The sequence below is a fragment of the Streptomyces sp. NPDC001406 genome (assembly GCF_042895285.1).
Classification (GTDB): domain Bacteria; phylum Actinomycetota; class Actinomycetes; order Streptomycetales; family Streptomycetaceae; genus Streptomyces.
Window position 1 is genome coordinate 330725 of the sequence record NZ_JBIAWG010000007.1, and the last position, 25506, is coordinate 356230.

The 25506-nt window shown below is 70.3% G+C and carries 21 protein-coding genes and 1 pseudogene; 17 read left to right on the plus strand and 5 right to left on the minus strand.

Annotation, left to right across the window (positions count from 1 at the left end; translation table 11 throughout):
* Positions 1-105 precede the first annotated feature (105 nt).
* Both ACFY1J_RS19375 and ACFY1J_RS19380 read right to left on the minus strand, forming a co-directional pair.
* Positions 106-1752, minus strand: a complete 1647-nt coding sequence (locus ACFY1J_RS19375; protein WP_390710871.1) for a hypothetical protein — start codon at positions 1750-1752, stop codon at positions 106-108.
* Between the two features lie 217 nt (positions 1753-1969).
* Complete coding sequence (locus tag ACFY1J_RS19380; RefSeq protein WP_390711028.1) at positions 1970-4168, minus strand: elongation factor G-like protein EF-G2; 2199 nt, start codon at positions 4166-4168, stop codon at positions 1970-1972.
* Between the two features lie 284 nt (positions 4169-4452).
* Between ACFY1J_RS19380 and pgsA the strand changes: the two genes are divergently transcribed.
* The 15 genes from pgsA to ACFY1J_RS19455 all read left to right on the plus strand — a co-directional run bounded on the left by pgsA (position 4453) and on the right by ACFY1J_RS19455 (position 20796).
* Positions 4453-5136, plus strand: coding sequence for a phosphatidylinositol phosphate synthase (pgsA, locus tag ACFY1J_RS19385; RefSeq protein ID WP_390710870.1), 684 nt, complete (start codon positions 4453-4455; stop codon positions 5134-5136).
* On the plus strand, positions 5133-6041 hold the full coding sequence (locus ACFY1J_RS19390) for a phosphatidylinositol mannoside acyltransferase (RefSeq protein WP_390710869.1): 909 nt from the start codon (positions 5133-5135) through the stop codon (positions 6039-6041). Before pgsA ends, ACFY1J_RS19390 begins: the two co-directional genes overlap by 4 nt.
* Positions 6038-7198, plus strand: coding sequence for a glycosyltransferase family 4 protein (locus ACFY1J_RS19395; protein ID WP_390710868.1), 1161 nt, complete (start codon positions 6038-6040; stop codon positions 7196-7198). The genes ACFY1J_RS19390 and ACFY1J_RS19395 overlap by 4 nt, the downstream gene beginning before the upstream one ends.
* Positions 7199-7916: 718 nt before the next feature.
* The gene (locus ACFY1J_RS19400) at positions 7917-8459 is read left to right on the plus strand and encodes a hypothetical protein (protein WP_390710867.1); all 543 of its coding nucleotides are present in this window, start codon (positions 7917-7919) and stop codon (positions 8457-8459) included.
* A gap of 126 nt (positions 8460-8585) precedes the next feature.
* Positions 8586-9491 (plus strand): pyridoxal 5'-phosphate synthase lyase subunit PdxS, encoded by a 906-nt coding sequence (gene pdxS / locus ACFY1J_RS19405; protein ID WP_390710866.1) that lies wholly within the window; start codon positions 8586-8588, stop codon positions 9489-9491.
* A gap of 20 nt (positions 9492-9511) precedes the next feature.
* Positions 9512-10117, plus strand: coding sequence for a pyridoxal 5'-phosphate synthase glutaminase subunit PdxT (pdxT, locus tag ACFY1J_RS19410; RefSeq protein WP_390710865.1), 606 nt, complete (start codon positions 9512-9514; stop codon positions 10115-10117).
* Between the two features lie 49 nt (positions 10118-10166).
* The gene (locus tag ACFY1J_RS19415) at positions 10167-10919 is read left to right on the plus strand and encodes a YebC/PmpR family DNA-binding transcriptional regulator (RefSeq protein WP_390710864.1); all 753 of its coding nucleotides are present in this window, start codon (positions 10167-10169) and stop codon (positions 10917-10919) included.
* Between the two features lie 125 nt (positions 10920-11044).
* The gene (gene ruvC / locus ACFY1J_RS19420; RefSeq protein ID WP_390710863.1) at positions 11045-11584 is read left to right on the plus strand and encodes a crossover junction endodeoxyribonuclease RuvC; all 540 of its coding nucleotides are present in this window, start codon (positions 11045-11047) and stop codon (positions 11582-11584) included.
* Positions 11581-12186 carry a Holliday junction branch migration protein RuvA gene (ruvA, locus tag ACFY1J_RS19425; protein ID WP_263206653.1) on the plus strand — a complete coding sequence of 202 codons (606 nt, stop codon included), beginning with the start codon at positions 11581-11583 and terminating at the stop codon, positions 12184-12186. Before ruvC ends, ruvA begins: the two co-directional genes overlap by 4 nt.
* A gap of 33 nt (positions 12187-12219) precedes the next feature.
* Positions 12220-13290, plus strand: a complete 1071-nt coding sequence (gene ruvB / locus ACFY1J_RS19430) for a Holliday junction branch migration DNA helicase RuvB (RefSeq protein WP_390731564.1) — start codon at positions 12220-12222, stop codon at positions 13288-13290.
* 167 nt (positions 13291-13457) lie between these two features.
* On the plus strand, positions 13458-13955 hold the full coding sequence (gene yajC, locus ACFY1J_RS19435) for a preprotein translocase subunit YajC (protein ID WP_390710862.1): 498 nt from the start codon (positions 13458-13460) through the stop codon (positions 13953-13955).
* Between the two features lie 140 nt (positions 13956-14095).
* Complete coding sequence (gene secD, locus ACFY1J_RS19440; protein WP_390731565.1) at positions 14096-15874, plus strand: protein translocase subunit SecD; 1779 nt, start codon at positions 14096-14098, stop codon at positions 15872-15874.
* A gap of 1 nt (position 15875) precedes the next feature.
* Entirely contained in the window at positions 15876-16985 is a 1110-nt protein-coding gene (gene secF / locus ACFY1J_RS19445) for a protein translocase subunit SecF (protein ID WP_390710860.1), read from the plus strand.
* Positions 16982-17521, plus strand: coding sequence for an adenine phosphoribosyltransferase (locus ACFY1J_RS19450; RefSeq protein ID WP_390710859.1), 540 nt, complete (start codon positions 16982-16984; stop codon positions 17519-17521). The genes secF and ACFY1J_RS19450 overlap by 4 nt, the downstream gene beginning before the upstream one ends.
* Positions 17522-18267: 746 nt before the next feature.
* Positions 18268-20796: a RelA/SpoT family protein gene (locus tag ACFY1J_RS19455; RefSeq protein ID WP_390731566.1), complete on the plus strand. Its 2529-nt coding sequence runs from the start codon at positions 18268-18270 to the stop codon at positions 20794-20796.
* 123 nt (positions 20797-20919) lie between these two features.
* On the opposite strand, the gene ACFY1J_RS19460 is transcribed toward ACFY1J_RS19455, so the two are convergent.
* Both ACFY1J_RS19460 and ACFY1J_RS19465 read right to left on the minus strand, forming a co-directional pair.
* A complete protein-coding gene (locus ACFY1J_RS19460) occupies positions 20920-22149 on the minus strand; it encodes a DUF349 domain-containing protein (RefSeq protein WP_390710857.1) in 1230 nt (409 codons plus the stop codon).
* Positions 22150-22293: 144 nt separating this feature from the next.
* Positions 22294-23115 carry a peptidylprolyl isomerase gene (locus ACFY1J_RS19465; protein ID WP_390710856.1) on the minus strand — a complete coding sequence of 274 codons (822 nt, stop codon included), beginning with the start codon at positions 23113-23115 and terminating at the stop codon, positions 22294-22296.
* Between the two features lie 167 nt (positions 23116-23282).
* On the opposite strand from ACFY1J_RS19465, the gene ACFY1J_RS19470 reads away from it, so the two are divergent.
* Both ACFY1J_RS19470 and hisS read left to right on the plus strand, forming a co-directional pair.
* Entirely contained in the window at positions 23283-23993 is a 711-nt protein-coding gene (locus ACFY1J_RS19470; protein ID WP_390710855.1) for an MBL fold metallo-hydrolase, read from the plus strand.
* A gap of 11 nt (positions 23994-24004) precedes the next feature.
* Positions 24005-25267, plus strand: a complete 1263-nt coding sequence (gene hisS, locus ACFY1J_RS19475) for a histidine--tRNA ligase (RefSeq protein WP_390731567.1) — start codon at positions 24005-24007, stop codon at positions 25265-25267.
* A gap of 64 nt (positions 25268-25331) precedes the next feature.
* Here the strand turns inward: hisS and ACFY1J_RS19480 are convergent.
* Positions 25332-25445, minus strand: a pseudogene (locus ACFY1J_RS19480) (LuxR C-terminal-related transcriptional regulator); the annotation flags it as partial.
* Between the last annotated feature and the right edge of the window lie 61 nt (positions 25446-25506).

A 25506-nucleotide genomic window follows, 5' to 3' on the forward strand; every position in this document is an offset into this window, starting at 1 on the left:
AGGACGAGGCCGTCCAGGCCGAAGCGGGGGCCTGGGGGCGGCAACCCCCAGGAGACGGGACCCCCCACCTACCCGCACGAACAACCCGGCCGAACCGCCGGAGGCCTACGCGTCGTAGAGGTCGGCCTTCTTGGGCGCCGGATCCTGCACAGCCGTGCTGAGGAACGCCGAGCGCGTGCCGAACTTCTCCGTGTCGACGCCGTTCTCCTCCAGTACCCGGATCGCCGCCGAGTGCACCACCCGCAGCACCGGCGTCGCCGCCCGCAGCGCATCGTCGGCCATGAAGCGGTGCCGCCACGGCCGGTCCGCCCACGCATGCCGCAGACCGAACGGCTCGGGCAGGCCCAGCGAGCCGCCGAGCCAGTTGAGCAGCGGCGGATACCAGGTCAGCGGCGCCCGCGCGGCGAGCCGTACCACCTCGTCCGTGCCGACCAGCGGGAGCTTGATCGTCCGGTTCTCCCAGGGCTTGAAGGACTTGGCGACCTCCTTCGTCGGCGCCGCGGGCTTCGTGGTGAACAGCGAGTGCACCGGCCCCAGCGCATGCCCGGTCACCTCGATGCGCAGCGTCTGGTGCAGCACGGTCACCGTGATCAGCATGGTGAGCACCAGCTGCCCGTCCCACAGCGTCCACTGCACGCCAAGGTAGTGCCGGTCGCCGCTGCCGAACTGCTGCTTGTTGCAGATGTCCTGTATCGCGTGGGTCTTGACCGAGTACGCCTCGACGTCCGTGCCCTCCGGCCGGGACACCGCTGCCGCGTTCTCCCCGATCGGCGTGACGATCCAGTGCTTGATGGACGGCTTGGGGAACCCGCCGGTGTTCAGCGGGCCGCGCTCCAGCATGCGCAGCTGGTCGTGGATGGACCGTATGACGTCCCAGCTGCGGAACGGGTGGATCTCCCGGGTGGGATCGGCCGGCAGCAGGTCCTCGGCGAGCTGCCAGGAACCCCAGCGCGTGCCCATGCCGAGTATGCCCTTGGGCCCGGCGTAGAAGACGGAGTTGGACCGCTGCTCGGCGCTCAGCCGGGCGAGGGACTGGCGCAGCTGCTCGGCCGCGGTCTCACCGGGGCTGCTCGGCACGGTCTCGGGGATCTTCGCGCCGACGCTGCTGCCGGAGAGCAGGCCGTCCCAGCGCCCGCGCAGGTCCTGCGCCGTGCGCTCGCAGATCTGCTTGGCCCAGAACCAGCCCAGCACCGGGGCGACGACGCACCCGCGCGCATACCAGGCCCAGAACCCCGTGAACGGCATGCGGACCAGGAAGATCGCGGCGACCGCGCCCACCGCGACGAGCAGCGTGGTGGCGAGCGCCCCGGCCCGCTTGTCGTCGCGCTTGGCGACGAACGTGCGGAGCTGGAAGACGAGCAGCCACAGCAGCAGTCCGGGCAGGAACAGCAGGCCGCACAGCACCATGACGGTGCTCAGCCGGTTGTCACGCGCCTTGCGGATGTTGTTGGCCGCGAGGCTGTGCTCCACGACCACCTGGGGATCCATCCCGAAGGACTGGATGAGCGGCGCGCGGCCGGAACGGAGCATGCGGTCGACCACGGCCCGCGAGAAGGCCTCGCCCAGATTCGGCCGGAACAGCGCGATCCGGCCGGTCTTGACGGTCGACTTGTGCCATTCGTTGTCGGCCTTCTTGATCTCGTCGAACGGACTGTCCCGGTAGGCGGCCGAGGCCAGCGCAAAGGTCGCCGCCTGGCTCTCGCCGCCGGAGATGGGCACCTGTGGCCCGTCCCACTCGGTTCCAATCGACATTCCCGCCCCCGATCGCCGCCGGTGTCGCTTCTGCGGCCTTCCCGACTTCCTTGCCCCGCACACCTGTTGAACAGGTCATCGTCCTGATCCAGCATGACGGGATCAGGTGATCAGCGTATCCGCAGGCACCGACATCCGTAGGCGGACGGCCAAAGCCGCCCGCCCGTACGGAGGATGACGTTCCGGAAGGCTGTGCGGTGCCCTCCAGGAACGCCGACTACGAGGCTTCCTTGGCCTGTTCGCGAATCTTTTCGGCAACCTGGGGCGGCATCGGCTCGTGCCGCGCGTACGCGCGACTGAAGCGGGCGGTGCCGTGCGAGAGGGACCGCAGGTCGACCGCGTAGCGGCCGATCTCGAACTCGGGCACCTCGGCCCGTACGAGCGTGCGCCCGGAGCCCACCTGCTCGGTCCCGAGCACCCGGCCGCGCCGTCCCGACAGGTCGCTCATCACGGCGCCCACGTAGTCGTCGCCGACCAGCACGCTCACCTCGGCCACCGGCTCCAGCAGATGGATCTTGGCGTCCGCCGCGGCCTCCCGCAGCGCGAGCGCTCCGGCCGTCTGGAAGGCGGCGTCGGAGGAGTCCACCGAGTGGGCCTTGCCGTCGAGCAGCGTGATCCGCACGTCGACCAGGGGATAGCCGGCCGCGACCCCCTTGGCCGCCTGGGCCCGTACCCCCTTCTCCACCGACGGGATGAACTGCCGGGGCACGGCTCCGCCCACCACCTTGTCCACGAACACGATGCCCGAGCCTCCGGGCAGCGGCTCGACCTCGATCTCGCAGATGGCGTACTGCCCGTGCCCGCCGGACTGCTTCACATGCCGTCCGCGTCCCGCGGACCTGCTCCCGAACGTCTCCCGGAGGGAGACCTTGTGCGGTACGACGTCGACCTGGACGCCGTAGCGGCTGCGCAGCCGCTCCAGGGCGACGTCCGCGTGGGCCTCGCCCAGGCACCACAGCACCACCTGGTGGGTGTCCTGGTTCTGCTCCAGGCGCATCGTCGGGTCCTCGGCGACCAGCCTGCTCAGGCCCTGCGAGAGCTTGTCCTCGTCCGCCTTGCTGTGCGCGTGGATGGCCAGCGGCAGCAGCGGGTCGGGCATCTGCCACGGCTCCATGAGCAGCGGGTCGTCCTTGGCCGAGAGCGTGTCCCCGGTCTCGGCGCGGCTCAGCTTCGCGACGCACACCAGATCGCCCGCGACGGCGTGCGTCACCGGCCGCTGCTGCTTGCCGAACGGCGTCGACAGGGCGCCGATCCGCTCGTCGACGTCGTGGTCCTCGTGCCCGCGGTCGGCGAGCCCGTGCCCGGAGACATGCACCGTCTCGTCGGGGCGCAGCGTGCCGGAGAACAGCCGGACCAGGGAGACCCGGCCGACATACGGGTCGGACGAGGTCTTCACGACCTCCGCGACCAGCGGCCCGCCCGGATCGCACGCCTTCAGCTCGCGCGACTTCCCGTCGACCGTGGCGACCCCGGGCGCCTCCCGCTCCAGCGGGGTCGGGAAGCCACGGGTGATCAGTTCGAGCAGCTCGACCGTGCCGATGCCCTGCTTGGCGCCCTCGGCCGCGGGGGCGGCGGCCAGGACCGGGAAGAAGGCCCCGCGGGCCACGGCCCGCTCCAGGTCCTCGATCAATGTCTTGATGTCGACCTGCTCCCCGCCGAGGTAGCGGTCCATGAGGGTCTCGTCCTCGCTCTCCGAGATGATCCCCTCGATGAGCCGGTTGCGCGCCTCCTCGATCTGCGGCAGCTGGTCCGGACCCGGTTCGGACTCCTTGCGCTCCCCGGAGGAGTAGTCGAACAGCTGCTGCGACAGCAGCCCGATCAGCCCGGTCACGGGCGCGTGCCCGTCGGGGGCCTGCGGGCCGTGCAGCGGCAGATAGAGCGGGAGTACGGCGTCGGGGTCGTCCGCGCCGAACGCCTGCGCGCACACCCGTGTCATCTCCTCGAAGTTCGCGCGGGCGGCCTCCAGGTGCGTGATGACGATGGCCCGCGGCATGCCCACCGCCGCGCACTCCTCCCACACCATCCGGGTCGAGCCGTCCACGCCGTCCGATGCCGAGACGACGAAAAGGGCCGCGTCCGCCGCTCGCAGACCGGCCCTCAGCTCTCCGACGAAATCGGCGTATCCGGGGGTGTCCAGAAGATTGATCTTGAACCCGTCCCATTCGACGGGCACGAGAGAGAGCTGTACGGAGCGCTGCTGCCGGTGCTCGATCTCGTCGAAGTCCGAAACGGTGCCGCCGTCCTCCACACGGCCCGCCCGGTTCACGGCCCCCGCGGTCAGCGCGAGAGCCTCCACCAAAGTTGTCTTGCCCGAACCGGAGTGGCCGACCAGCACCACATTCCGTAGGGACGCGGGATGGTCGGCCGCCGTAGCCCTGCCGGCGGCCCCGGGGTGTGATTGTGCCTTGTCGCCCATGGCCTTGCCTCCCGTGCACGGTGAGGTCACTGTGGGCGCGGGCATGCCGGGCCGCGTGCGGTGGCGGCTCCGATGACGCCCGCGGTCCTTCGAGCTTTCCACTCCCGTCACGGTGCGTCCATACGACGGACGCCGATCGCGTGGCCCACCGTCACTTGCGGGCCATCCGCCGGATCCGGAGACGGGCTTCGGGTGCCCGGCGGTCACCCGCACGCGCGCGTGACTACGATGGGCCAGCCGGCGACCATCAGGGCCGCGCGGCGCCACCGACCGTCGGGAAGGCCATGCTGAACAAGTACGCGCGTGCATTCTTCACGCGTGTCCTCACGCCGTTCGCCGCGTTTCTCATCCGCAGGGGCGTCAGCCCCGACACGGTGACGCTCATCGGCACGGCCGGTGTGGTCGCGGGCGCGCTGGTCTTCTTCCCCAGGGGCGAGTTCTTCTGGGGCACGATCGTGATCACGCTGTTCGTCTTCTCGGACCTGGTCGACGGGAACATGGCCCGCCAGCTGGGCCGCTCCAGCCGCTGGGGAGCCTTCCTGGACTCCACCCTCGACCGGGTCGCCGACGGGGCGATCTTCGGCGGCTTCGCTCTGTGGTATGCCGGAAACGGCAACGACAACGTCCTGTGCGCCGTCTCGATCTTCTGCCTGGCCAGCGGTCAGGTGGTGTCGTACACCAAGGCCCGTGGCGAGTCGATCGGCCTGCCGGTCGCCGTCAACGGGCTCGTCGAGCGGGCCGAGCGGCTGGTGATCTCGCTGGTCGCCGCCGGTCTGGCCGGCCTGCACAAGTTCGGCGTTCCCGGCATCCAGGTGCTGCTGCCGATCGCCCTGTGGATCGTCGCCGTGGGCAGTCTGGTCACCCTGATCCAGCGGGTGGTCACCGTCCGCAGGGAGTCCGCCGAGGCGGAGGCGGCCGCGTCCGACGACAACGCCAACGCGTCCCAGGGGAGCGAGGCGGCGAAGTGAGCACCGCGGAGCGGCTGACCGACGCGCTGTACGGCCTCGGCTGGAGCACCGTCAAGAAGCTCCCCGAGCCGGTCGCCGTGCGCCTCGGCCACGGCATCGCCGACCTCGCCTGGAAGCGGCGGGGCAAGGGCGTCCAGCGCCTGGAGAGCAACTACGCGCGCGTGGTGCCCGACGCGACCCCCGAGCGTCTGGCCGAGCTCTCGCGCGCGGGCATGCGCTCGTACCTGCGCTACTGGATGGAGTCCTTCCGGCTGCCCTCCTGGAGCCCGGAGCGGATCAGGACCGGCTTCGAGTGCAAGGACGTCCACCACCTGACCGACGGTCTGGCCTCCGACCGGGGCGTGATCCTCGCGCTGCCGCATCTGGCCAACTGGGACCTCGCGGGCGCCTGGGTCACCACCAAGCTGGAGACGCCCTTCACCACGGTCGCCGAACGCCTCAAGCCGGAGACCCTGTACGACCGCTTCGTCGCCTATCGCGAGGGCCTCGGCATGGAGGTCCTGCCGCACAGCGGCGGCTCCGCGTTCGGCACGCTGGCCCGGCGGCTGCGCGACGGCGGCCTGATCTGCCTGGTCGCCGACCGTGATCTGTCCGCCTCCGGCGTGGAGGTCAAGTTCTTCGGCGAGGCGGCACGGATGCCCGCGGGCCCGGCCCTGCTCGCCCAGCAGACGGGCGCGCTGCTGCTGCCCGTCACCCTCTGGTACGACGACTCGCCCGTCATGCAGGGCCGGGTCCATCCTCCGATCGAGGTACCCGAGACAGGTACGCGGGACGAGAAGACGTCTGTCATGACACAGGCGCTGGCCGACGCCTACGCCACGGGTATCGCCGAACATCCGGAGGACTGGCACATGCTCCAGCGGCTGTGGCTCGCCGATCTCGATCCCGCGAAGGAGACGCCGTGAGGATCGGCATCGTCTGCCCGTACTCCTGGGACGTGCCCGGTGGCGTCCAGTTCCACATCCGCGACCTGGCCGAGTACTTCATCCGCCTCGGCCACGAGGTGTCCGTCCTCGCCCCGGCCGACGACGACACCCCGCTCCCGCCGTACGTCGTCTCCGCCGGCCGCGCGGTCCCGGTGCCGTACAACGGCTCGGTGGCCCGGCTGAACTTCGGATTCCTCTCCGCGGCCCGGGTACGGCGCTGGCTGCACGACGGCGAGTTCGAGGTGGTCCACATCCACGAGCCGACGTCGCCCTCGCTGGGCCTGCTGACCTGCTGGGCGGCCCAGGGCCCCATCGTCGCGACGTTCCACACCTCCAACCCCCGGTCCCGGGCGATGATCGCCGCGTACTCGATCCTGCAGGCCGCGCTGGAGAAGATCAGCGCGCGGATCGCGGTGAGCGAGTACGCCCGACGCACCCTGGTCGAACACCTCGGCGGGGACGCGGTGGTCATCCCCAACGGCGTCGACGTCGACTTCTTCGCCAAGGCGGAGCCGAATCCCGACTGGCAGGGCGACACGATCGGCTTCATCGGCCGCATCGACGAGCCGCGCAAGGGCCTGCCGGTACTGATGAAGGCCCTCCCCAAGATCCTCGCCGCCCGCCCGCAGACCCGGCTCCTCGTGGCCGGCCGCGGCGACGAGGAGGAGGCGGTGGAAACCCTCCCCGCCGAGCTCCGCTCCCGCGTCGAGTTCCTGGGCATGATCAGCGACGAGGACAAGGCACGCTTCCTGCGCAGCATCGACCTCTACGTGGCGCCCAACACCGGCGGCGAGAGCTTCGGCATCATCCTCGTCGAGGCGATGTCGGCGGGCGCGCCGGTCCTCGCCTCCGACCTGGACGCCTTCGGCCAGGTCCTGGACCAGGGCGCGGCCGGAGAACTCTTCACCAACGAGGACGCGGACGCCCTGGCGGATGCGGCCGTACGCCTCCTCGCGGACCCGGCCCGCCGCGCCGAACTCCGCGCCCACGGCAGCGTCCACGTACGCCGCTTCGACTGGTCGACGGTCGGCGCGGACATCCTCTCGGTCTACGAAACGGTCACGACGGGCGCGGCCGCGGTGGCCACGGACGAACGATCGGGCCTGAGAGCCCGCCTGGGACTGGCCCGGGACTGAGCCGGCACCAGCCTGTATTCGGCCTGGTCCTGATGCCGAGGCCGGCGATATTCAGCCCGTCCGGCGTTTGGGGACGAGGCCGTTCGGGCCGATGCGGGGGGCTGGGGGTGGGAGCCCCGGGCGGGCGTGAGGGTCGGGGTGGCGGTATCGGGTTGGCCGGGAGCGTTGAGGTTGGGGTCGCCGGTATTCGGACCGGCCGGGTGCTGATGCCGAGGTCGGCGATATTCAGCCTGTGCGGCGTTTGGGGACGAAGGGCGTTGAGGCCGATGCGGGGGGCTGGGGGTGGGAGCCCCGGGCGGGCGTGAGGGTCGGGGTGGCGGTATCGGGTTGGCCGGGAGCGTTGAGGTTGGGGTCGCCGGTATTCGGACCGGCCGGGTGCTGATGCCGAGGTCGGCGAGATTCAGCCTGTGCGGCGTTTGGGGACGACGCTGTTCAGGGCCGATCCGGGGTCCGGGGCGTCAGCCCCCAGACGGGCCTGAGGGCCCGGGGCGGTGGTAACGGGTACGGCCGGGAGCCGTGGTGTCGAAGTGACCGCTGACCGGACCGCCTGGTCCTGATGCCCAGGTCGGTGAAATTCAGCCCGTCCGGCGTTTGAGGACGAGGCCGTTCGGGCCGATGCGGGGGACCGGGGGCGGCAGCCCCCGGACGGCCACTGCGACGTCGGCAACAGCAAGGCACTCGGCCAACCCAGCGGAGCGCCCCGGTAGCCTTGCCGCCCGTGAGCGCAACCCTGATCTGGATCCTCGTCGCCCTTGTCGTGATCGGTCTCTACCTCAGCTGGACGGCCGGCCGCCTGGACCGTCTGCACTCCCGGATCGACGCCGCCCGTGCCGCCCTCGACGCCCAGCTGCTGCGCCGCGCCTCGGTGGCCCAGGAGCTGGCGACCTCCGGTGTGCTGGATCCGGCCGCCTCGATCGTCCTGTACGAGGCCGCGCACGCGGCCCGACAAGCCGAGGAGGAGCAGCGGGAGGTGGCCGAGAGCGAACTGAGCCAGGCGCTGCGCGCGGTCTTCGCGGAGTCCCAGCAGGTCGAGGCGGTCCGCGAGGCCCCCGGAGGGGATGCGGCGGCCCGCGAGCTGACCGAGGCGGTGCGACGCGTCCCGATGGCCCGCCGCTTCCACAACGACGCGGTGGGCGCGGCCCGCCGGCTCCGCGAGCACCGCAAGGTGCGCTGGTTCCGGCTGGCCGGCCACGCCCCCTTCCCGCCGGCCTTCGAGATGGACGACGAGCCCCCGGCGGCGCTGGTGGACCGAGCCGTCTAGCTGCGGTTTCTCGGGATCGTAGGCCAAAAGGATCCACCGCCTTCACATTGGCCCTTGCTGTGGCCTGGTCCACTCACGTTTCCTGCTCTGCAGCAGAAACTGTCTTTCACTTCAGTGAGGTCACCCGTGTCCACCACCGAGAACCAGGCTCCCGAGACCGGCACCGCCCGCGTGAAGCGCGGCATGGCCGAGCAGCTCAAGGGCGGCGTGATCATGGACGTCGTCACGCCGGAGCAGGCGAAGATCGCCGAGGACGCGGGCGCCGTCGCCGTCATGGCCCTGGAGCGGGTCCCGGCCGACATCCGCAAGGACGGCGGCGTGGCCCGTATGTCCGACCCGGACATGATCGAGGGCATCATCAGCGCCGTCTCCATCCCGGTCATGGCCAAGTCCCGTATCGGCCACTTCGTCGAGGCCCAGGTCCTGCAGTCCCTCGGCGTCGACTACATCGACGAGTCCGAGGTCCTCACTCCGGCCGACGAGGTCAACCACTCCGACAAGTGGGCGTTCACGACCCCGTTCGTCTGCGGTGCCACCAACCTGGGCGAGGCCCTGCGCCGCATCGCCGAGGGCGCCGCGATGATCCGCTCCAAGGGCGAGGCCGGCACCGGCAACGTCGTCGAGGCGGTCCGCCACCTGCGCCAGATCAAGGGTGAGATCGCCAAGCTGCGCGGCTGCGACAACAACGAGATCTACGCCGCCGCCAAGGAGCTGCGTGCCCCGTTCGAGCTGGTCAAGGAGGTCGCCGAGCTCGGCAAGCTCCCGGTCGTGCTGTTCTCCGCCGGTGGCGTGGCCACCCCGGCCGACGCCGCGCTGATGCGCCAGCTCGGCGCCGAGGGCGTCTTCGTCGGCTCCGGCATCTTCAAGTCCGGCGACCCGGCCAAGCGCGCCGCCGCCATCGTGAAGGCCACCACGTTCTACGACGACCCGAAGATCATCGCGGACGCGTCCCGCAACCTCGGCGAGGCCATGGTCGGCATCAACTGCGACACCCTGCCCGAGGCCGAGCGCTACGCCAACCGCGGCTGGTAAGAGGCCCTGGTAGAGACCCCATGAGCACTCCTGTCATAGGTGTCCTGGCACTCCAGGGCGACGTACGGGAGCACCTCATCGCCCTGGCCGCGGCGGACGCCGTGGCCAGGCAGGTGCGGCGCCCCGAAGAACTCGCCGAGGTCGACGGGCTCGTCATCCCCGGCGGCGAGTCCACGACCATCTCCAAGCTGGCCATCCTCTTCGGAGTGATGGAGCCCCTCCGCGCGCGCGTGCGGGACGGCATGCCGGTCTACGGCACCTGCGCGGGCATGATCATGCTCGCCGACAAGATCCTCGACCCGCGCTCGGGCCAGGAGACCGTCGGTGGCATCGACATGATCGTGCGCCGCAACGCCTTCGGACGGCAGAACGAGTCCTTCGAGGCGGCGGTCGACGTCCGCGGCGTCGAGGGCGATCCTGTAGAGGGCGTCTTCATCCGCGCCCCCTGGGTCGAGTCCGTGGGTGCCGAGGCCGAGGTGCTCGCCGAGCACGGCGGCCACATCGTCGCGGTCCGCCAGGGCAACGCGCTCGCCACGTCGTTCCATCCGGAACTGACCGGCGACCACCGCGTGCACGCCCTGTTCGTCGACATGGTGCGCGCCAACCGGACGCCGGAGTCCTTGTAGGATCGCTGGAGTTCGTTGCAGAGATGGGTTACGCGAAGGAGACAGGCAGATGTCCGGCCACTCTAAATGGGCCACGACGAAGCACAAGAAGGCCGTGATCGACGCCAAGCGCGGCAAGCTCTTCGCGAAGCTGATCAAGAACATCGAGGTCGCGGCGCGTATGGGTGGCGTCGACCTCGAGGGGAACCCGACCCTGTACGACGCCGTCCAGAAGGCCAAGAAGCAGTCGGTCCCGAACAAGAACATCGACTCCGCCATCAAGCGCGGTGGCGGTCTCGAAGCCGGTGGCGCCGACTACGAGACGATCATGTACGAGGGCTACGGCCCCAACGGTGTCGCGGTGCTCATCGAGTGCCTCACCGACAACCGCAACCGCGCCGCCTCCGACGTGCGCGTCGCCATGACCCGCAACGGCGGCAACATGGCCGACCCGGGCTCGGTGTCGTACATGTTCAGCCGCAAGGGCGTCGTCATCGTCCCCAAGGGCGCGCTGACCGAGGACGACGTCCTCGGTGCCGTCCTGGACGCGGGTGCCGAGGAGGTCAACGACCTCGGTGAGTCCTTCGAGGTCATCAGCGAGGCCACCGACCTGGTCGCGGTCCGCACCGCCCTCCAGGAGGCCGACATCGACTACGACTCCGCCGAGTCCAGCTTCGTGCCGTCCGTCCAGGTCGAGCTGGACGAGGAGGGCGCCAAGAAGATCTTCAAGCTGATCGACGCCCTCGAGGACAGCGACGACGTGCAGAACGTCTTCGCCAACTTCGACGTCAGCGACGAGATCATGGAGAAGGTCGACGCGTAACGCCTTCGCCACCTCCACGGGCTCGACGGGCCGACGGGACACACCCCGTCGGCCCGTCGTCGTGTCGGCCGTTGTCAGTGGCACCCGATAGCCTGCACAAACAGGCGAGCGAGAGGGAGGGGCCGGTGCGCGTTCTGGGGGTGGACCCGGGACTGACCCGATGCGGTGTCGGGGTGGTCGAAGGCGTGGCGGGACGCCCGCTCACCATGCTCGGCGTGGGCGTCGTCCGCACACCGGCGGACGCCGACCTGGGACACCGGCTGGTCGCCGTCGAGCAGGGCATCGAGCAGTGGCTGGACGAACACCGGCCCGAGTGCGTCGCCGTCGAGCGCGTCTTCAGCCAGCACAACGTCCGTACGGTCATGGGCACCGCCCAGGCCAGCGCCGTCGCCCTGCTCTGCGCCTCCCGCCGCGGCATCCCCGTCGCCCTGCACACCCCCAGCGAGGTCAAGGCCGCCGTCACCGGCAGCGGCCGTGCCGACAAGGCACAGGTCGGCGCCATGGTCACCCGCCTGCTGCGACTCAGCGCGCCGCCCAAGCCCGCCGACGCGGCCGACGCCCTCGCCCTCGCCATCTGCCACATCTGGCGCGCCCCCGCCCAGAACCGACTCCAGCAGGCCGTCGCCCTGCACACAGCCCGAGCAACGAAAGGCCGTACGGCATGATCGCCTTCGTCAGCGGCACGGTCGCCGCACTCGCTCCCGACGCAGCGGTGATCGAGGTGGGCGGAGTCGGCATGGCCGTCCAGTGCACGCCGAACACGCTCTCCACGCTCCGCATGGGCCAGTCGGCCAAGCTCGCCACCTCCCTGGTCGTCCGCGAGGACTCGCTGACCCTGTACGGCTTCGTGGACGACGACGAGCGCCAGGTCTTCGAGCTGCTCCAGACCGCCAGCGGAGTCGGCCCGCGCCTGGCCCAGGCGATGCTCGCCGTGCACACGCCGGACGCGCTGCGCAGGGCGGTCTCCACAGGGGACGAGAAGGCCCTCGTCGCCGTCCCGGGCATCGGCAAGAAGGGCGCCCAGAAGCTGCTGCTGGAACTGAAGGACCGCCTGGGCGAGCCCGTCGGCGCCCCCGCGATCGGCGCACCGGTCACCAGCGGCTGGCGCGACCAGCTGCACGCGGCCCTCATCGGCCTCGGCTACGCGACCCGCGAGGCCGACGAGGCCGTGTCCGCCGTGGCACCGCAGGCCGAGGCCGCCGGCGGCACGCCCCAGGTGGGCCAGCTGCTGAGGGCCGCCCTGCAGACCCTGAACCGCGCCCGCTGACCCGACTGCGCCACCCTCAGCTAGGAGACCTCAGTGAACTGGGACGACACGACCGACACCTCCGCCGCCGAGCGGCTGGTGGGCCCTGTCGCCGACCGTGAGGACCAGGCCGTCGAGGCCGCGCTGCGCCCCAAGGACCTGGGCGAGTTCATCGGCCAGGAGAAGGTCCGCGAGCAGCTCGACCTGGTCCTGCGCGCCGCACGCGCGCGTGGCGCCACCGCCGACCATGTGCTGCTCTCCGGCGCCCCCGGGCTCGGCAAGACCACCCTCTCGATGATCATCGCGGCGGAGATGGGCGCCCCCATCCGCATCACCAGCGGCCCCGCCATCCAGCACGCCGGCGACCTCGCGGCGATCCTCTCCTCCCTCCAGGAGGGCGAGGTCCTCTTCCTCGACGAGATCCATCGCATGTCCCGGCCCGCCGAGGAGATGCTCTACATGGCGATGGAGGACTTCCGCGTCGACGTCATCGTCGGCAAGGGCCCCGGCGCCACCGCCATCCCCCTCGAACTGCCCCCGTTCACCCTGGTCGGCGCCACCACCCGTGCGGGCCTGCTGCCGCCCCCGCTGCGCGACCGCTTCGGCTTCACCGCGCACATGGAGTTCTACGAGGCGCACGAACTGGAGCGCGTCGTCCACCGCTCGGCGGGCCTGCTCGACGTCGAGATCGGGTCCGACGGCGCCGCCGAGATCGCCGGCCGCTCCCGCGGCACGCCCCGTATCGCCAACCGCCTGCTGCGCCGGGTCCGCGACTATGCGCAGGTCAAGGCGGACGGGATCATCACGAAGGAGATCGCCGCGGCCGCCCTGCAGGTCTACGAGGTCGACGCCCGCGGCCTCGACCGCCTGGACCGCGCCGTCCTGCAGGCCCTGCTCAAGCTGTTCGGCGGCGGCCCGGTCGGCCTGTCGACGCTCGCCGTCGCGGTGGGCGAGGAGCGCGAGACCGTCGAGGAGGTCGCCGAGCCCTTCCTCGTCCGGGAGGGACTGCTCGCCCGGACCCCCCGCGGACGCGTCGCCACGCCCGCGGCATGGGCGCATCTCGGCCTCACCCCGCCCCGCTCGACGGCCTCGGGAACCGGACAACAGGACCTGTTCGGGGCGTGACGGCGAGCGCATTGGCCGGGGCAGGAACCCAGGTGCCATGCTGAGCGTTGTTCCATGCACGCGGACTCGCTTAGACTCCGCCGATGCCGCTCTTACCGGCGGCGCCGACCACACCCCCATCCACCAGGCCGCTCCCCGCCGCGGTCGTGCGAAGGAAATCCCGTCCCGTGAATACCTTGACCCTTCTCCCGTTCATCGTGCTCATCGCGGCCATGTTCCTGATGACGCGCTCGGCCAAGAAGAAGCAGCAGCAGGCCGCCAACATGCGGAACGAGATGCAGCCCGGTTCCGGCGTCCGCACGATCGGGGGCATGTACGCGACGGTCAAGGAGGTCAACGAGGACACGGTCCTCCTTGACGCCGGCCCGGGTGTCGAGCTCCTCTTCGCGAAGAACGCGATCGGCGCCGTCCTCACCGACGACGAGTACAACCGCATCGTCCACGGCATCGAGCACGACCTGAAGTCCGACGTCGTCCCGGACGACGCCTCCTCCCTCACCGAGACCGACGCGTCCGCCGCCGACGCTGCCGCCGCCTCCGACGACAAGGCCGTCGACCTCGGTAAGAAGGACGAGGCCGACGAGCAGGCCGACCAGGCCGAGTCCGTCGAGGCGAAGGCCGACGACGAGCCGAAGAAGACCGACGGCGACTCCGACGCGAAGTAGCCACGTCCCGGGGAGCGCGGCGCGATCCGTTCGCGCCCAGCGCGCCCCGGGCGCGCCTGTTTCCCGGACGGGATCCCGACACCATGTCATGGCCGACCGCGCCGACCGGCGCGAAACGGCCCGAGAGGGAGTACGAGAAGGTGGCAGCACCTAAGAGGGGCCGGAGCGCGAGCGCCCAGAGCAAGCCGGGGCGCTCGCTGGCCCTCATCCTGATCGCCATCGCGGCGCTGACCGGCGGCATGTTCGCCACCGGGCACACCACCCCGCGTCTCGGCATCGACCTTGCCGGCGGCACGAGCATCACGCTCAAGGCGAAGGCCGACCAGGGGTCCGCGATCAACAAGGCCAACATGGACACCGCGGTCGACATCATGAACCGCCGTGTCAACGGCCTGGGCGTCTCCGAGGCGGAGGTGCAGACCCAGGGAACCGACAACATCATCGTCAACATCCCCAGGGGCACCAACTCCAAGGAGGCCCAGGAGCAGGTCGGCACCACCGCGAAGCTGTACTTCCGGCCCGTCCTGGCCAGCGAGGCCAGCGTTCCGGCGTCGGCGAGCCCCTCGCCGAGCGCCTCCTCCAGCGGCAGCTCCTCGCCGAGCCCGTCGAGCAGCGCGTCCTCGAACGAGAAGGCGTCCTCGTCCTCCTCCGCGTCCCCGACGGCCACCGCCACCTCGCAGGGCCGCGCGGTCACCGACGCCCTCAAGGACGACGCCACACCGTCCTCCTCCGCGTCCGGGAGCGCCACGTCCTCCGCGAGCCCGTCCGCCTCCGCCAGCGGCGGCGCCGACGCCGCGGCGGCCGCGAAGCTCCAGGCCGAGTACGCCGCCCTGGACTGCTCCAAGCCCACCGTCCGTGCCACCGCCGGCAAGAAGGCCCAGCCCGGTGAGCCCACGGTGGCCTGCGGCGAGAACAACAAGGTCTGGTACAAGTACCTGCTCGGCCCGGCCGCCGTGGACGGCACCGAGGTCAAGAAGGCCCAGGCCGTGTACGACACGCAGGGCGCCTCCGGCTGGCAGGTCCAGATGAACTTCAACGGCAGCGGTGCCAAGAAGTTCGCGGACATCACCGACGAGCTGTCCAAGAAGCAGCAGCCGCAGAACGAGTTCGGCATCGTCCTCGACGGCGAGGTCGTCTCCAGCCCGTACGTCCAGCAGTCCATCACCGGCGGCCAGGCGGAGATCTCCGGCAGCTTCACGCAGCAGGAGGCCCAGAGCCTCGCCAACATGCTGTCGTACGGCGCGCTCCCGCTGTCCTTCCAGGAGCAGAGCGTCACCACCGTGACCGCCGCGCTCGGTGGCGACCAGCTGCACGCCGGTCTGCTCGCCGGCGCGATCGGCCTCGCGCTGGTCGTGATCTACCTGGTGGTCTACTACCGCGGTCTGTCGCTCGTCGCGATGGCCTCGCTGCTGGTCTCCGCCGTCCTCACCTACGTGCTCATGGCGCTGCTCGGCCCGGCCATCGGCTTCGCGCTGAACCTGCCCGCGGTCTGTGGTGCCATCGTGGCCATCGGTATCACCGCGGACTCGTTCATCGTGTACTTCGAACGCATCCGGGACGAGATCCGCGAGGGCCGCTCGCTGCGACCCGCCGTCGAGCGGGCCTGGCCGCGTGCCCGGCGCACCATCCTGGTCTCCGACTTCGTGTCGTTCCTCGCCGCTGCGGTGCTGTTCATCGTCACCGTCGGCAAGGTCCAGGGCTTCGCGTTCACACTGGGTCTGACCACCGTGCTCGACGTGGTCGTCGTCTTCCTCTTCACCAAGCCGCTGATGACGATCCTCGCCCGCCGCAAGTTCTTCGCGAGCGGCCACAAGTGGTCCGGCCTCGACCCGAAGAGCCTGGGTGCCAAGGCCCCGCTGCGCCGCACCCGCCGTCCCGCCGGTCCTGCCGCCGGCCCTGTCGACCCGAAGGAAGCGTGAGATGTCGAAACTCGGCAACCTCGGCGCCCGACTGCACCGTGGTGAGGTCAGCTACGACTTCATCGGCCACCGCAAGCTCTGGTACGGCATCTCCATCCTGATCACCATCACGGCCATCCTCGGCCTGGCGGTGCGCGGACTGAACATGGGCATCGAGTTCCAGGGCGGAGCGGTCTTCACGACGCCCAAGGGCATGAACGTCTCGGTGACCCAGGCGGAGGAGTACGCGAAGGACGCCTCCGGCCATGCGGCGATCGTGCAGAAGCTCGGCGACGGCAGCATGCGCATCCAGATCGCCGGCATCGAGACCAACCAGTCCGACCAGGTCAAGCAGACGCTGGCCAAGGACCTGAGCATCGACCCGGAGAAGCTCGCGGCCGACCTGGTCGGCCCCAGCTGGGGCGAGCAGATCGCCTCCAAGGCCTGGCAGGGCCTGGCGATCTTCATGGTCCTCGTCGTGATCTATCTGGCGATCGCCTTCGAGTGGCGCATGGCCGTCGCGGCACTCGTCGCGCTGATCCACGACATCACGATCACGACCGGTATCTACGCCCTGGTCGGCTTCGAGGTCACCCCGGGTACGGTCATCGGTCTGCTGACGATCCTCGGTTACTCGCTCTACGACACGGTCGTCGTCTTCGACAGCCTCAAGGAGCAGACGAAGGACATCACCAAGCAGACCCGCTTCACCTACAGCGACATCGCCAATCAGTCGATCAACGGCACCCTGGTCCGTTCGATCAACACCACGGTGGTCGCGCTGCTGCCGGTGGCGGGCCTGCTGTTCATCGGTGGCGGTTTCCTCGGTGCCGGCACGCTCAACGACATCTCGCTGTCGCTGTTCGTCGGCCTCGCGGCAGGTGCGTACTCCTCGATCTTCATTGCCACGCCGCTCGTCGCCGACCTCAAGGAGCGCGAGCCGCAGATGAAGGCCCTCCGCAAGCGCGTCCTGGCCAAGCGGGCCCAGGCCGCCGCGGAGGAAGAGCTCGCGGAGAACCGGTCCGTGGCCGCGGATGAGCCGGAGGACGCCGCGGCCGCCGTGGTCGGCCCCCGCGGCCAGTCCGCGTCCCGCAGCCGGGGCCGTGGGCGAGCCTCGGGCAAGCGCCGATGACGGGTATCGAGGAACTGCTGCTCAGCCGCATCCGCGATGTGGCCGACTACCCGGAGCCGGGGGTGATGTTCAAGGACATCACCCCGCTCCTGGCGGACCCGGCGGCGTTCACCGTGCTCACCGACGCGCTGGCGGAGATCGCCGGGAACAGCGGTGCCACCAAGATCGTCGGCCTGGAGGCCCGTGGCTTCATCCTCGGCGCTCCGGTCGCCGTCCGCGCGGGCCTCGGGTTCATCCCCGTGCGCAAGGCGGGCAAGCTTCCCGGTGCCACGCTGCGCCAGGCATACGACCTGGAGTACGGCTCGGCGGAGATCGAGGTGCACGCGGAGGACCTCACGTCCGGCGACCGTGTCCTGATCGTCGACGACGTGCTGGCCACCGGCGGCACGGCCGAGGCCGCGATCCAGCTCATCCACCGGGCGGGCGCCGAGGTGGCGGGCGTCGCGGTCCTGATGGAACTCGGCTTCCTCGACGGCCGCGCCCGCCTGGAAGCGCCCCTGAACGGAGCGCCGCTGGAGGCCCTCCTCCAGCTCTGAGCACCACAGCCCCGACCGAACGGCCACCCCGGACCCCGGGGCGGCCGTTCGGCGTTCGGCCACGTTGTCCCTCGGCAGCACCGTGAGCGCTCCCACGGGCAGCCCCCGCAAACCTTCAGCAACCCCCAGGCCACCCGCCGACCGCCCGAAGGCGGTCCGTGTGGGTTCGGTGGCAGCCTGTCGTTGGCGCGTCGGCGGAGTGGGCTTCGCCTTCGGAGGGGTTATCGCACGGCTTCCGCAACCCCAGGCCTCCCGGGACCGTTCGCGGGCGGCCCGTGCGGGTCGGGTGGCAGCCTGTCGTCCGTACGTTCTGCGGGGTCTGCGTCGTTCCCGGGGCGGCTGCCGCGAGTCTGCGTCCGCGGAGGTCGGCTTCGGTCCCGGGCGGCTGCCGCAAGGCGCTCGCAACCCGCGGGCCGGCCGACCGCCCGAAGGCGGTCCGTGTGGGTCCGGTGGCAGCCTTTCGTGCGAGTGTCCGTGGAGCCGGCGACATTGCCGCGGCGGGCTGCCGCAAGCCTGTGCCCGCGGAAATCGGCTTCGCTCACGGCGGCTGCCGCAAGGCTCTCGCAACCCCCGGGACACCCGCCGACCACCCGCGCTCCGCCCCTGTGGAATCCGGCGGCAGCCTCTCGTGTTTCTCTGGTAGTCGGTCCTCACATCGGCCTGAAGGCGATGCTTGGGCTCAGGATCGCTACCATGGGGTCTCCGGAGCCTGACCGGGGGACCCGGATCGCGCACGAGGAGTCCTCTTGCCAGACGAGGCCCAGCACCTGACCGCCGCCAAGGCCGAGTCCGCCTCGGCGCCGGCGGCCAAGCCCGCGCCGCACGCGAAGGACGACACCCGCGGGACGGTCGAGCACGCCCAGTCCGCGCCCGTCGAGAAGCCTGCCGCGACCTCGCGCCCCAAGCCGGCCCCGCCCGAGCGCTCCGCGCAGCCCCCCGTGGTCCGTCCCTCCGCGGGCCAGCCCGCCCGCTCCGGCTCCTCCAACCGCGTCCGCGCCCGCCTCGCCCGCCTCGGCGTCCAGCGCGCGAACCCGTACAACCCGGTTCTCGAACCGCTGCTGCGGATAGTGCGCAGCAACGACCCCAAGATCGAGAACGCCACGCTCCGCCAGATCGAAAGCGCCTACCAGGTCGCCGAACGCTGGCACCGCGGCCAGAAGCGCAAGAGCGGCGACCCGTACATCACCCACCCGCTCGCGGTGACCACGATCCTCGCCGAGCTGGGCATGGACCCGGCCACCCTCATGGCGGGCCTGCTGCACGACACCGTCGAGGACACCGAGTACGGCCTCGACCAGCTCCGCCGTGACTTCGGCGACACCGTCGCCCTCCTCGTCGACGGCGTCACCAAGCTGGACAAGGTCAAGTTCGGCGAGGCCGCGCAGGCCGAGACCGTACGCAAGATGGTCGTCGCCATGGCCAAGGACCCGCGTGTCCTGGTCATCAAGCTCGCCGACCGCCTGCACAACATGCGCACCATGCGTTACCTCAAGCGCGAGAAGCAGGAGAAGAAGGCGCGCGAGACCCTTGAGATCTACGCGCCGCTCGCCCATCGCCTCGGCATGAACACCATCAAGTGGGAACTGGAGGACCTCGCGTTCGCGATCCTCTACCCCAAGATGTACGACGAGATCGTACGGCTGGTGGCCGAGCGGGCACCGAAGCGTGACGAGTATCTGGCCATAGTGACCGACGAGGTCCAGTCCGACCTGCGCGCCGCCCGCATCAAGGCGACGGTCACCGGCCGCCCGAAGCACTACTACAGCGTCTACCAGAAGATGATCGTCCGCGGCCGGGACTTCGCGGAGATCTACGACCTGGTGGGGATTCGTGTACTTGTCGACACCGTCCGCGACTGCTACGCGGCCCTCGGCACCGTGCACGCGCGATGGAACCCGGTCCCCGGCCGGTTCAAGGACTACATCGCGATGCCCAAGTTCAACATGTACCAGTCGCTGCACACGACGGTGATCGGCCCCAACGGCAAGCCCGTCGAGCTCCAGATCCGCACGTTCGACATGCACCGCCGCGCCGAGTACGGCATCGCCGCGCACTGGAAGTACAAGCAGGAGGCCGTCGCCGGCGCCTCCAAGGTCCGTACGGACGCGCCCAGGACGTCCGGCAAGGACAAGGACGCCATCAACGACATGGCGTGGCTGCGGCAGTTGCTGGACTGGCAGAAGGAGACGGAGGACCCCAGCGAGTTCCTGGAGTCGCTGCGCTTCGACCTGTCCCGCAACGAGGTCTTCGTCTTCACCCCCAAGGGCGATGTCATAGCGTTGCCGGCCGGGGCCACCCCGGTCGACTTCGCCTACGCGGTCCACACCGAGGTCGGCCACCGCACCATAGGAGCACGGGTCAACGGCCGGCTCGTACCGCTCGAATCCACCCTGGACAACGGCGACTTGGTGGAGGTCTTCACCTCCAAGGCACCCGGTGCGGGCCCGTCCCGCGACTGGCTCGGCTTCGTCAAGTCGCCGCGCGCCCGCAACAAGATCCGGGCCTGGTTCTCCAAGGAACGCCGCGACGAGGCGATCGAGCAGGGCAAGGACGCCATCGTCCGCGCGATGCGCAAGCAGAACCTGCCGATCCAGCGCATCCTCACCGGCGACTCGCTCGTGACGCTCGCCCACGAGATGCGCTACTCGGACATCTCCGCGCTGTATGCGGCGATCGGCGAGGGCCATGTCTCCGCGCAGAACATCGTGCAGAAGCTCGTCCAGGCCCTCGGCGGCGAGGAGGCCGCCACCGAGGAGATCGACGAGGCCGTACCGCCCACGCGCACCCGCGGCCGCAAGCGCCGCTCCAGCGCCGACCCGGGCGTCGTGGTCAAGGGCGTCGACGACGTGTGGGTCAAGCTGGCCCGCTGCTGTACGCCCGTACCCGGCGACCCGATCATCGGCTTCGTCACACGCGGTAGCGGCGTATCGGTTCACCGCAGCGACTGCGTCAACGTGGAGTCACTGTCCCGCGAACCCGAGCGCATCCTCGACGTCGAGTGGGCGCCCACCCAGTCCTCGGTCTTCCTGGTCGCCATCCAGGTCGAGGCGCTGGACCGCTCCCGGCTCCTGTCGGACGTCACCCGCGTCCTGTCGGACCAGCACGTCAACATCCTCTCCGCGGCCGTCCAGACCTCCCGCGACCGCGTCGCCACCTCCCGCTTCACCTTCGAGATGGGCGACCCGAAGCACCTCGGACACGTCCTGAAGGCCGTGCGGGGCGTGGAGGGCGTGTACGACGTCTACCGCGTGACCTCGGCGCGCAACCGGTCATGACCACCGCACCGCGCTAGCGCGTGGCACAGGCGCACACCGCGTCGCACCGCCGCATACGACGAGAGGGCCCCGTACAGCGTGTACGGGGCCCTCTCGCATGCGTAAGGCGTGGTCAGCGGCCCGTCAGCCGCCGAACTCCTGCAGACCCTTCAGCGCCTGGTCCAGGAGCGCCTGGCGGCCCTCCAGCTCCTTTTCGAGCTTGTCGGCCCTGGACGTGTTGCCCTGGGCGCGCGCCTGCTCGATCTGGCCCCTCAGCTTGTCCACGGCCGCCTGCAGCTGACCGGTCAGACCCTCGGCACGCGCGCGTGCCTCCGGGTTCGTCCGGCGCCACTCGGCCTCCTCGGCCTCCTGGATGGCCCGGTCGACCGTGTGCATCCGGCCCTCGATCTTCGGACGCGCGTCACGCGGCACATGACCGATGGCCTCCCAGCGCTCGTTGATCGAGCGGAAGGCGGCCCGGGCGGCCTTCAGGTCCGTGATCGGAAGGAGCTTCTCGGCCTCCTCGGCCAGCTCCTCCTTCAGCTTCAGGTTCTCCGACTGCTCCGCGTCCCGCTCGGCGAAGACCGAGCTGCGGGCGGCGAAGAAGACGTCCTGGGCGCCGCGGAAGCGGTTCCACAGATCGTCCTCGTGCTCGCGCTGGGCGCGGCCCGCGGCCTTCCACTCCGCCATCAGCTCGCGGTAGCGGGCGGCCGTCGGACCCCAGTCCGTGGAGTCGGACAGCGCCTCGGCCTCGGCGACCAGCCTCTCCTTGGCCTTGCGGGCGTCCTCGCGCTGCGCGTCGAGCTGCGCGAAGTGGGCCTTGCGGCGCTTGGAGAACGCCGAGCGGGCGTGCGAGAAGCGGTGCCACAGCTCGTCGTCGGACTTGCGGTCCAGCCGCGGCAGCCCCTTCCAGGTGTCCACCAGCGCGCGCAGCCGCTCGCCGGCCGCCCGCCACTGGTCGGACTGGGCCAGCTGCTCCGCCTCGGTGACCAGGTCCTCCTTGGCCTTGCGGGCCTCGTCGGACTGCTTCGCACGCTGCGCCTTGCGCTCCTCGCGGCGCGCATCGACGGTCGCCACCAGCTTGTCCAGCCGCGCCCGCAGCGCGTCCAGGTCGCCCACCGCGTGGTGCGCCTCGATCTGCTCCCGCAGGTGGTCGATGGCCGTCTGGGCGTCCTTCGCCGACAGGTCGGTGGTCTGCACTCGCTTTTCGAGGAGGCCGATCTCGACAACCAGGCCCTCGTACTTGCGCTCGAAGTAGGCCAGCGCCTCCTCGGGGGAGCCGGCCTGCCAGGAACCGACGACCTGCTCGCCGTCGGCCGTACGCACGTACACGGTCCCCGTCTCGTCGACGCGGCCCCACGGGTCGCTGCTCACAGCGCCTCCTCCACATGATGCCTGCGAGGAGCCTTCGCGCCCCCGGGCATCGTCCACAGTTTCGTCACGGCCAACATAGGCGACCGGCGGGTTGCCTGTCCGCATCCCGCGCGACCGAAATTCCGCAGCTGGCCGTCATGCTCGTCAGGATTTTGTGACCGTCGCCTTGTTGATGACGACCGTCGCGTTCGGGGCTCCGTCACCGGCGCCCGTGTTCTCGCCCGCAGTGGCGATCTTCTTCAGCACCTTCAGGCCCGCCGCGTCGACAGTACCGAACGGTGCGTAGCTGGGCGGCAACTGGGAGTCCGCGTACACCAGGAAGAACTGGCTGCCGCCGGTGTGCTTCTGGCCGGTGTTCGCCATCGCGACCGTGCCCGCCGGGTAGACGTTGCCCTTCAGGCTGCTGTCCTTCAGGTTCTCGTCCGGGATCGTGTAGCCGGGACCGCCGCTGCCGGTTCCCGTCGGGTCGCCGCACTGGAGCACGTAGATGCCGTTGGTGGTGAGCCGGTGGCACTTGGTGTGGTCGAAGTAGCCCTGGCCGGCGAGGAAGTTGAACGAGTTCACGGTGTGCGGCGCCGCGGACGCCTTCATCGCGACGTCGATGTCACCGCACGTCGTCGCCAGCTTCATCGTGTACTTGGCCGACTTGTCGATCGTGACCGCCGGCTCCTTCTTCCAGCTGAGCTTCTTCACGGAGCCCGCGGCGGCCTTCTCGCACGGGTCCGGCGCCTTGCTGGGGGCCGAGGCGCTGGGCGTGACGTCCGCGCTCGCGTTGGTCTTGTCGTCGTCGTTCTTGAGTACCCCGGTCGTGTACAGGGCGACACTGCCGATGACGACCACGCCGAGCACCGACGCGATCACGGAGTTGCGCATGCGTGCCTTGCGCCGCGCGCTCGTGCGCCGCTGCTGCTGCCGCAAGAACTTCTCCCGGGCGAGCTGACGCTTCCGCTGTTCCTGGCTGACCACCGGGTTCTCTCCTCATGAGTGTCGTGTGTCGACCGGTACGCGTGCGCCCTGTGAGCCGACCGCAGCGTGTAGCCCCGTACCGTATATGGGTTCGCTGAGGAATCGGCAGCGCCGGTAGGCTCTGCAGCAGCATCAGCCTGCCCGTATCGACACAACGAAGGACGATCGTGCTCATTGCCGGGTTCCCCGCCGGGGCCTGGGGGACGAACTGTTATCTCGTCGCCCCCGCCGCCGGTGAGGAGTGCGTGATCATCGACCCGGGCCACCAGGCCGCCCAAGGAGTCGAGGAAGCGCTCAGGAAGCATCGGCTCAAGCCCGTCGCCGTCGTCCTCACCCATGGCCACATCGACCACGTGGCCTCGGTCGTCCCGGTGTGCGGCGCGCACGACGTACCCGCGTGGATCCACCCCGAGGACCGGTACATGATGAGCGACCCCGCAAAGGCGCTCGGCCGTTCCATCGGCATGCCGCTCATCGGCGAGCTGACCGTGGGGGAGCCCGACGACGTCAAGGAGCTGACCGACGGCGCCCGGCTGGAACTGGCGGGTCTGGAACTCTCCGTCGCGCACGCGCCCGGCCATACCAAGGGGTCGGTGACCTTCCAGATGCCCGAGACCGCGGACATCCCGTCGGTCTTCTTCTCGGGCGATCTGCTCTTCGCCGGCTCCATCGGACGCACCGACCTGCCCGGCGGTGACATGGCCGAGATGCTCGACTCGCTGGCCCGCGTGTGCCTGCCGCTCGACGACTCGACCGTGGTGCTGTCCGGCCACGGCCCCCAGACGACCATCGGCCAGGAGCGCGCCACCAACCCGTATCTGCGGCAGGTGGCCGCCGGCCCGGGAGCGAACGTCGACGCTCCCCGACGAGGAATGTGACGAGACTTTCCGTGAGCACCTTCAAGGCCCCCAAGGGCACGTACGACCTGATCCCGCCGGATTCCGCCAAGTACCTCGCTGTGCGCGAGGCGATCGCCGCGCCCCTGCGCAACTCCGGCTACGGCTACATCGAGACGCCCGGCTTCGAGAGCGTGGAGCTCTTCGCGCGCGGTGTCGGCGAGTCGACCGACATCGTGACGAAGGAGATGTACGCCTTCGAGACCAAGGGCGGCGACCGGCTCGCCCTGCGCCCCGAGGGCACGGCCTCCGTCCTGCGCGCGGCGCTGGAGGCCAACCTGCACAAGGCGGGCAACCTCCCGGTCAAGCTCTGGTACTCGGGCTCGTACTACCGCTACGAGCGCCCCCAGAAGGGCCGCTACAGGCACTTCTCCCAGGTCGGCGCCGAGGCGATCGGCGCGGAGGACCCGGCGCTGGACGCCGAGCTGATCATCCTGGCCGACCAGGCGTACCGCTCGCTGGGCCTGCGGAACTTCCGCATCCTGCTGAACAGCCTGGGCGACAAGGAGTGCCGGCCGGTGTACCGGGCCGCGCTGGTGGACTTCCTGCGGGGTCTGGACCTGGACGAGGACACGCGCCGCCGCGTCGACATCAACCCGCTCCGGGTGCTCGACGACAAGCGTGAGTCGGTCCAGAAGCAGCTGGGCGACGCGCCCCTCCTGCGGGACTACCTCTGCGACGCCTGCAAGGCGTACCACGAGGAGGTCCGTGACCTGATCACGGCGGCGGGCGTTGCCTTCGAGGACGACCCGAAGCTGGTGCGCGGCCTGGACTACTACACCCGTACGACCTTCGAGTTCGTCCACGACGGTCTGGGCTCCCAGTCCGCGGTGGGCGGCGGCGGCCGTTACGACGGCCTGTCGGAGATGATCGGCGGCCCGGCGCTGCCGTCCGTGGGCTGGGCGCTGGGCGTCGACCGCACGGTCCTGGCCCTGGAGGCGGAGGGCGTCGAGCTCGACCTCCCGTCCTCGACCTCGGTCTTCGCGGTCCCGCTCAGTGAGGACGCCCGTCGGCTGCTCTTCGCGAAGGTCACGGAGCTGCGCAGGCTCGGTGTCGCGGCCGACTTCTCCTACGGCGTGAAGGGGCTCAAGAGCGCGATGAAGAGCGCCAACCGCAGCGGGGCCCGCTACGCGCTCATCGCCGGCGAACGCGACCTCGCCGAGGGCGTCGTCCAGCTCAAGGACATGGAGTCCGGCGAGCAGACGGCGATCGGCGTGAACGAGATCGTGGCCGAGCTGGAGTCGAGGCTCGGCTAGTAGAGCAAGCGGCTGGGCCAGTAGCAGTTCACGAAGGGGCGCCGGGAATCCGGCGCCCCTTCGCTCACTGGTCGAGCAGCCCGTGCCGCATCGCGCAGGTGACCGCCGCCGTCCGGTCGTCCACGCCCAACTTGCCGAAGACGCGCAGCAGATGGGTCTTCACCGTCGACTCACCGATGCTGTGTCCAGGTGCGGCTGCCGCCGCGTGGGCCGCCGCCCGATCCCGGCGTCCGCGCGGT

What these genes read in the sequence shown, in the direction of transcription:
- ACFY1J_RS19375 (WP_390710871.1), bottom strand. Translation starts at nt 1,752, where the DNA reads ATGTCGATTGGAACCGAGTGGGACGGGCCACAGGTGCCCATCTCCGGC.
- ACFY1J_RS19380 (WP_390711028.1), bottom strand. Translation starts at nt 4,168, where the DNA reads ATGGGCGACAAGGCACAATCACACCCCGGGGCCGCCGGCAGGGCTACG.
- pgsA (WP_390710870.1), top strand. Translation starts at nt 4,453, where the DNA reads ATGCTGAACAAGTACGCGCGTGCATTCTTCACGCGTGTCCTCACGCCG.
- pdxT (WP_390710865.1), top strand. Translation starts at nt 9,512, where the DNA reads ATGAGCACTCCTGTCATAGGTGTCCTGGCACTCCAGGGCGACGTACGG.
- ACFY1J_RS19415 (WP_390710864.1), top strand. Translation starts at nt 10,167, where the DNA reads ATGTCCGGCCACTCTAAATGGGCCACGACGAAGCACAAGAAGGCCGTG.
- ruvA (WP_263206653.1), top strand. Translation starts at nt 11,581, where the DNA reads ATGATCGCCTTCGTCAGCGGCACGGTCGCCGCACTCGCTCCCGACGCA.
- secF (WP_390710860.1), top strand. Translation starts at nt 15,876, where the DNA reads ATGTCGAAACTCGGCAACCTCGGCGCCCGACTGCACCGTGGTGAGGTC.
- ACFY1J_RS19450 (WP_390710859.1), top strand. Translation starts at nt 16,982, where the DNA reads ATGACGGGTATCGAGGAACTGCTGCTCAGCCGCATCCGCGATGTGGCC.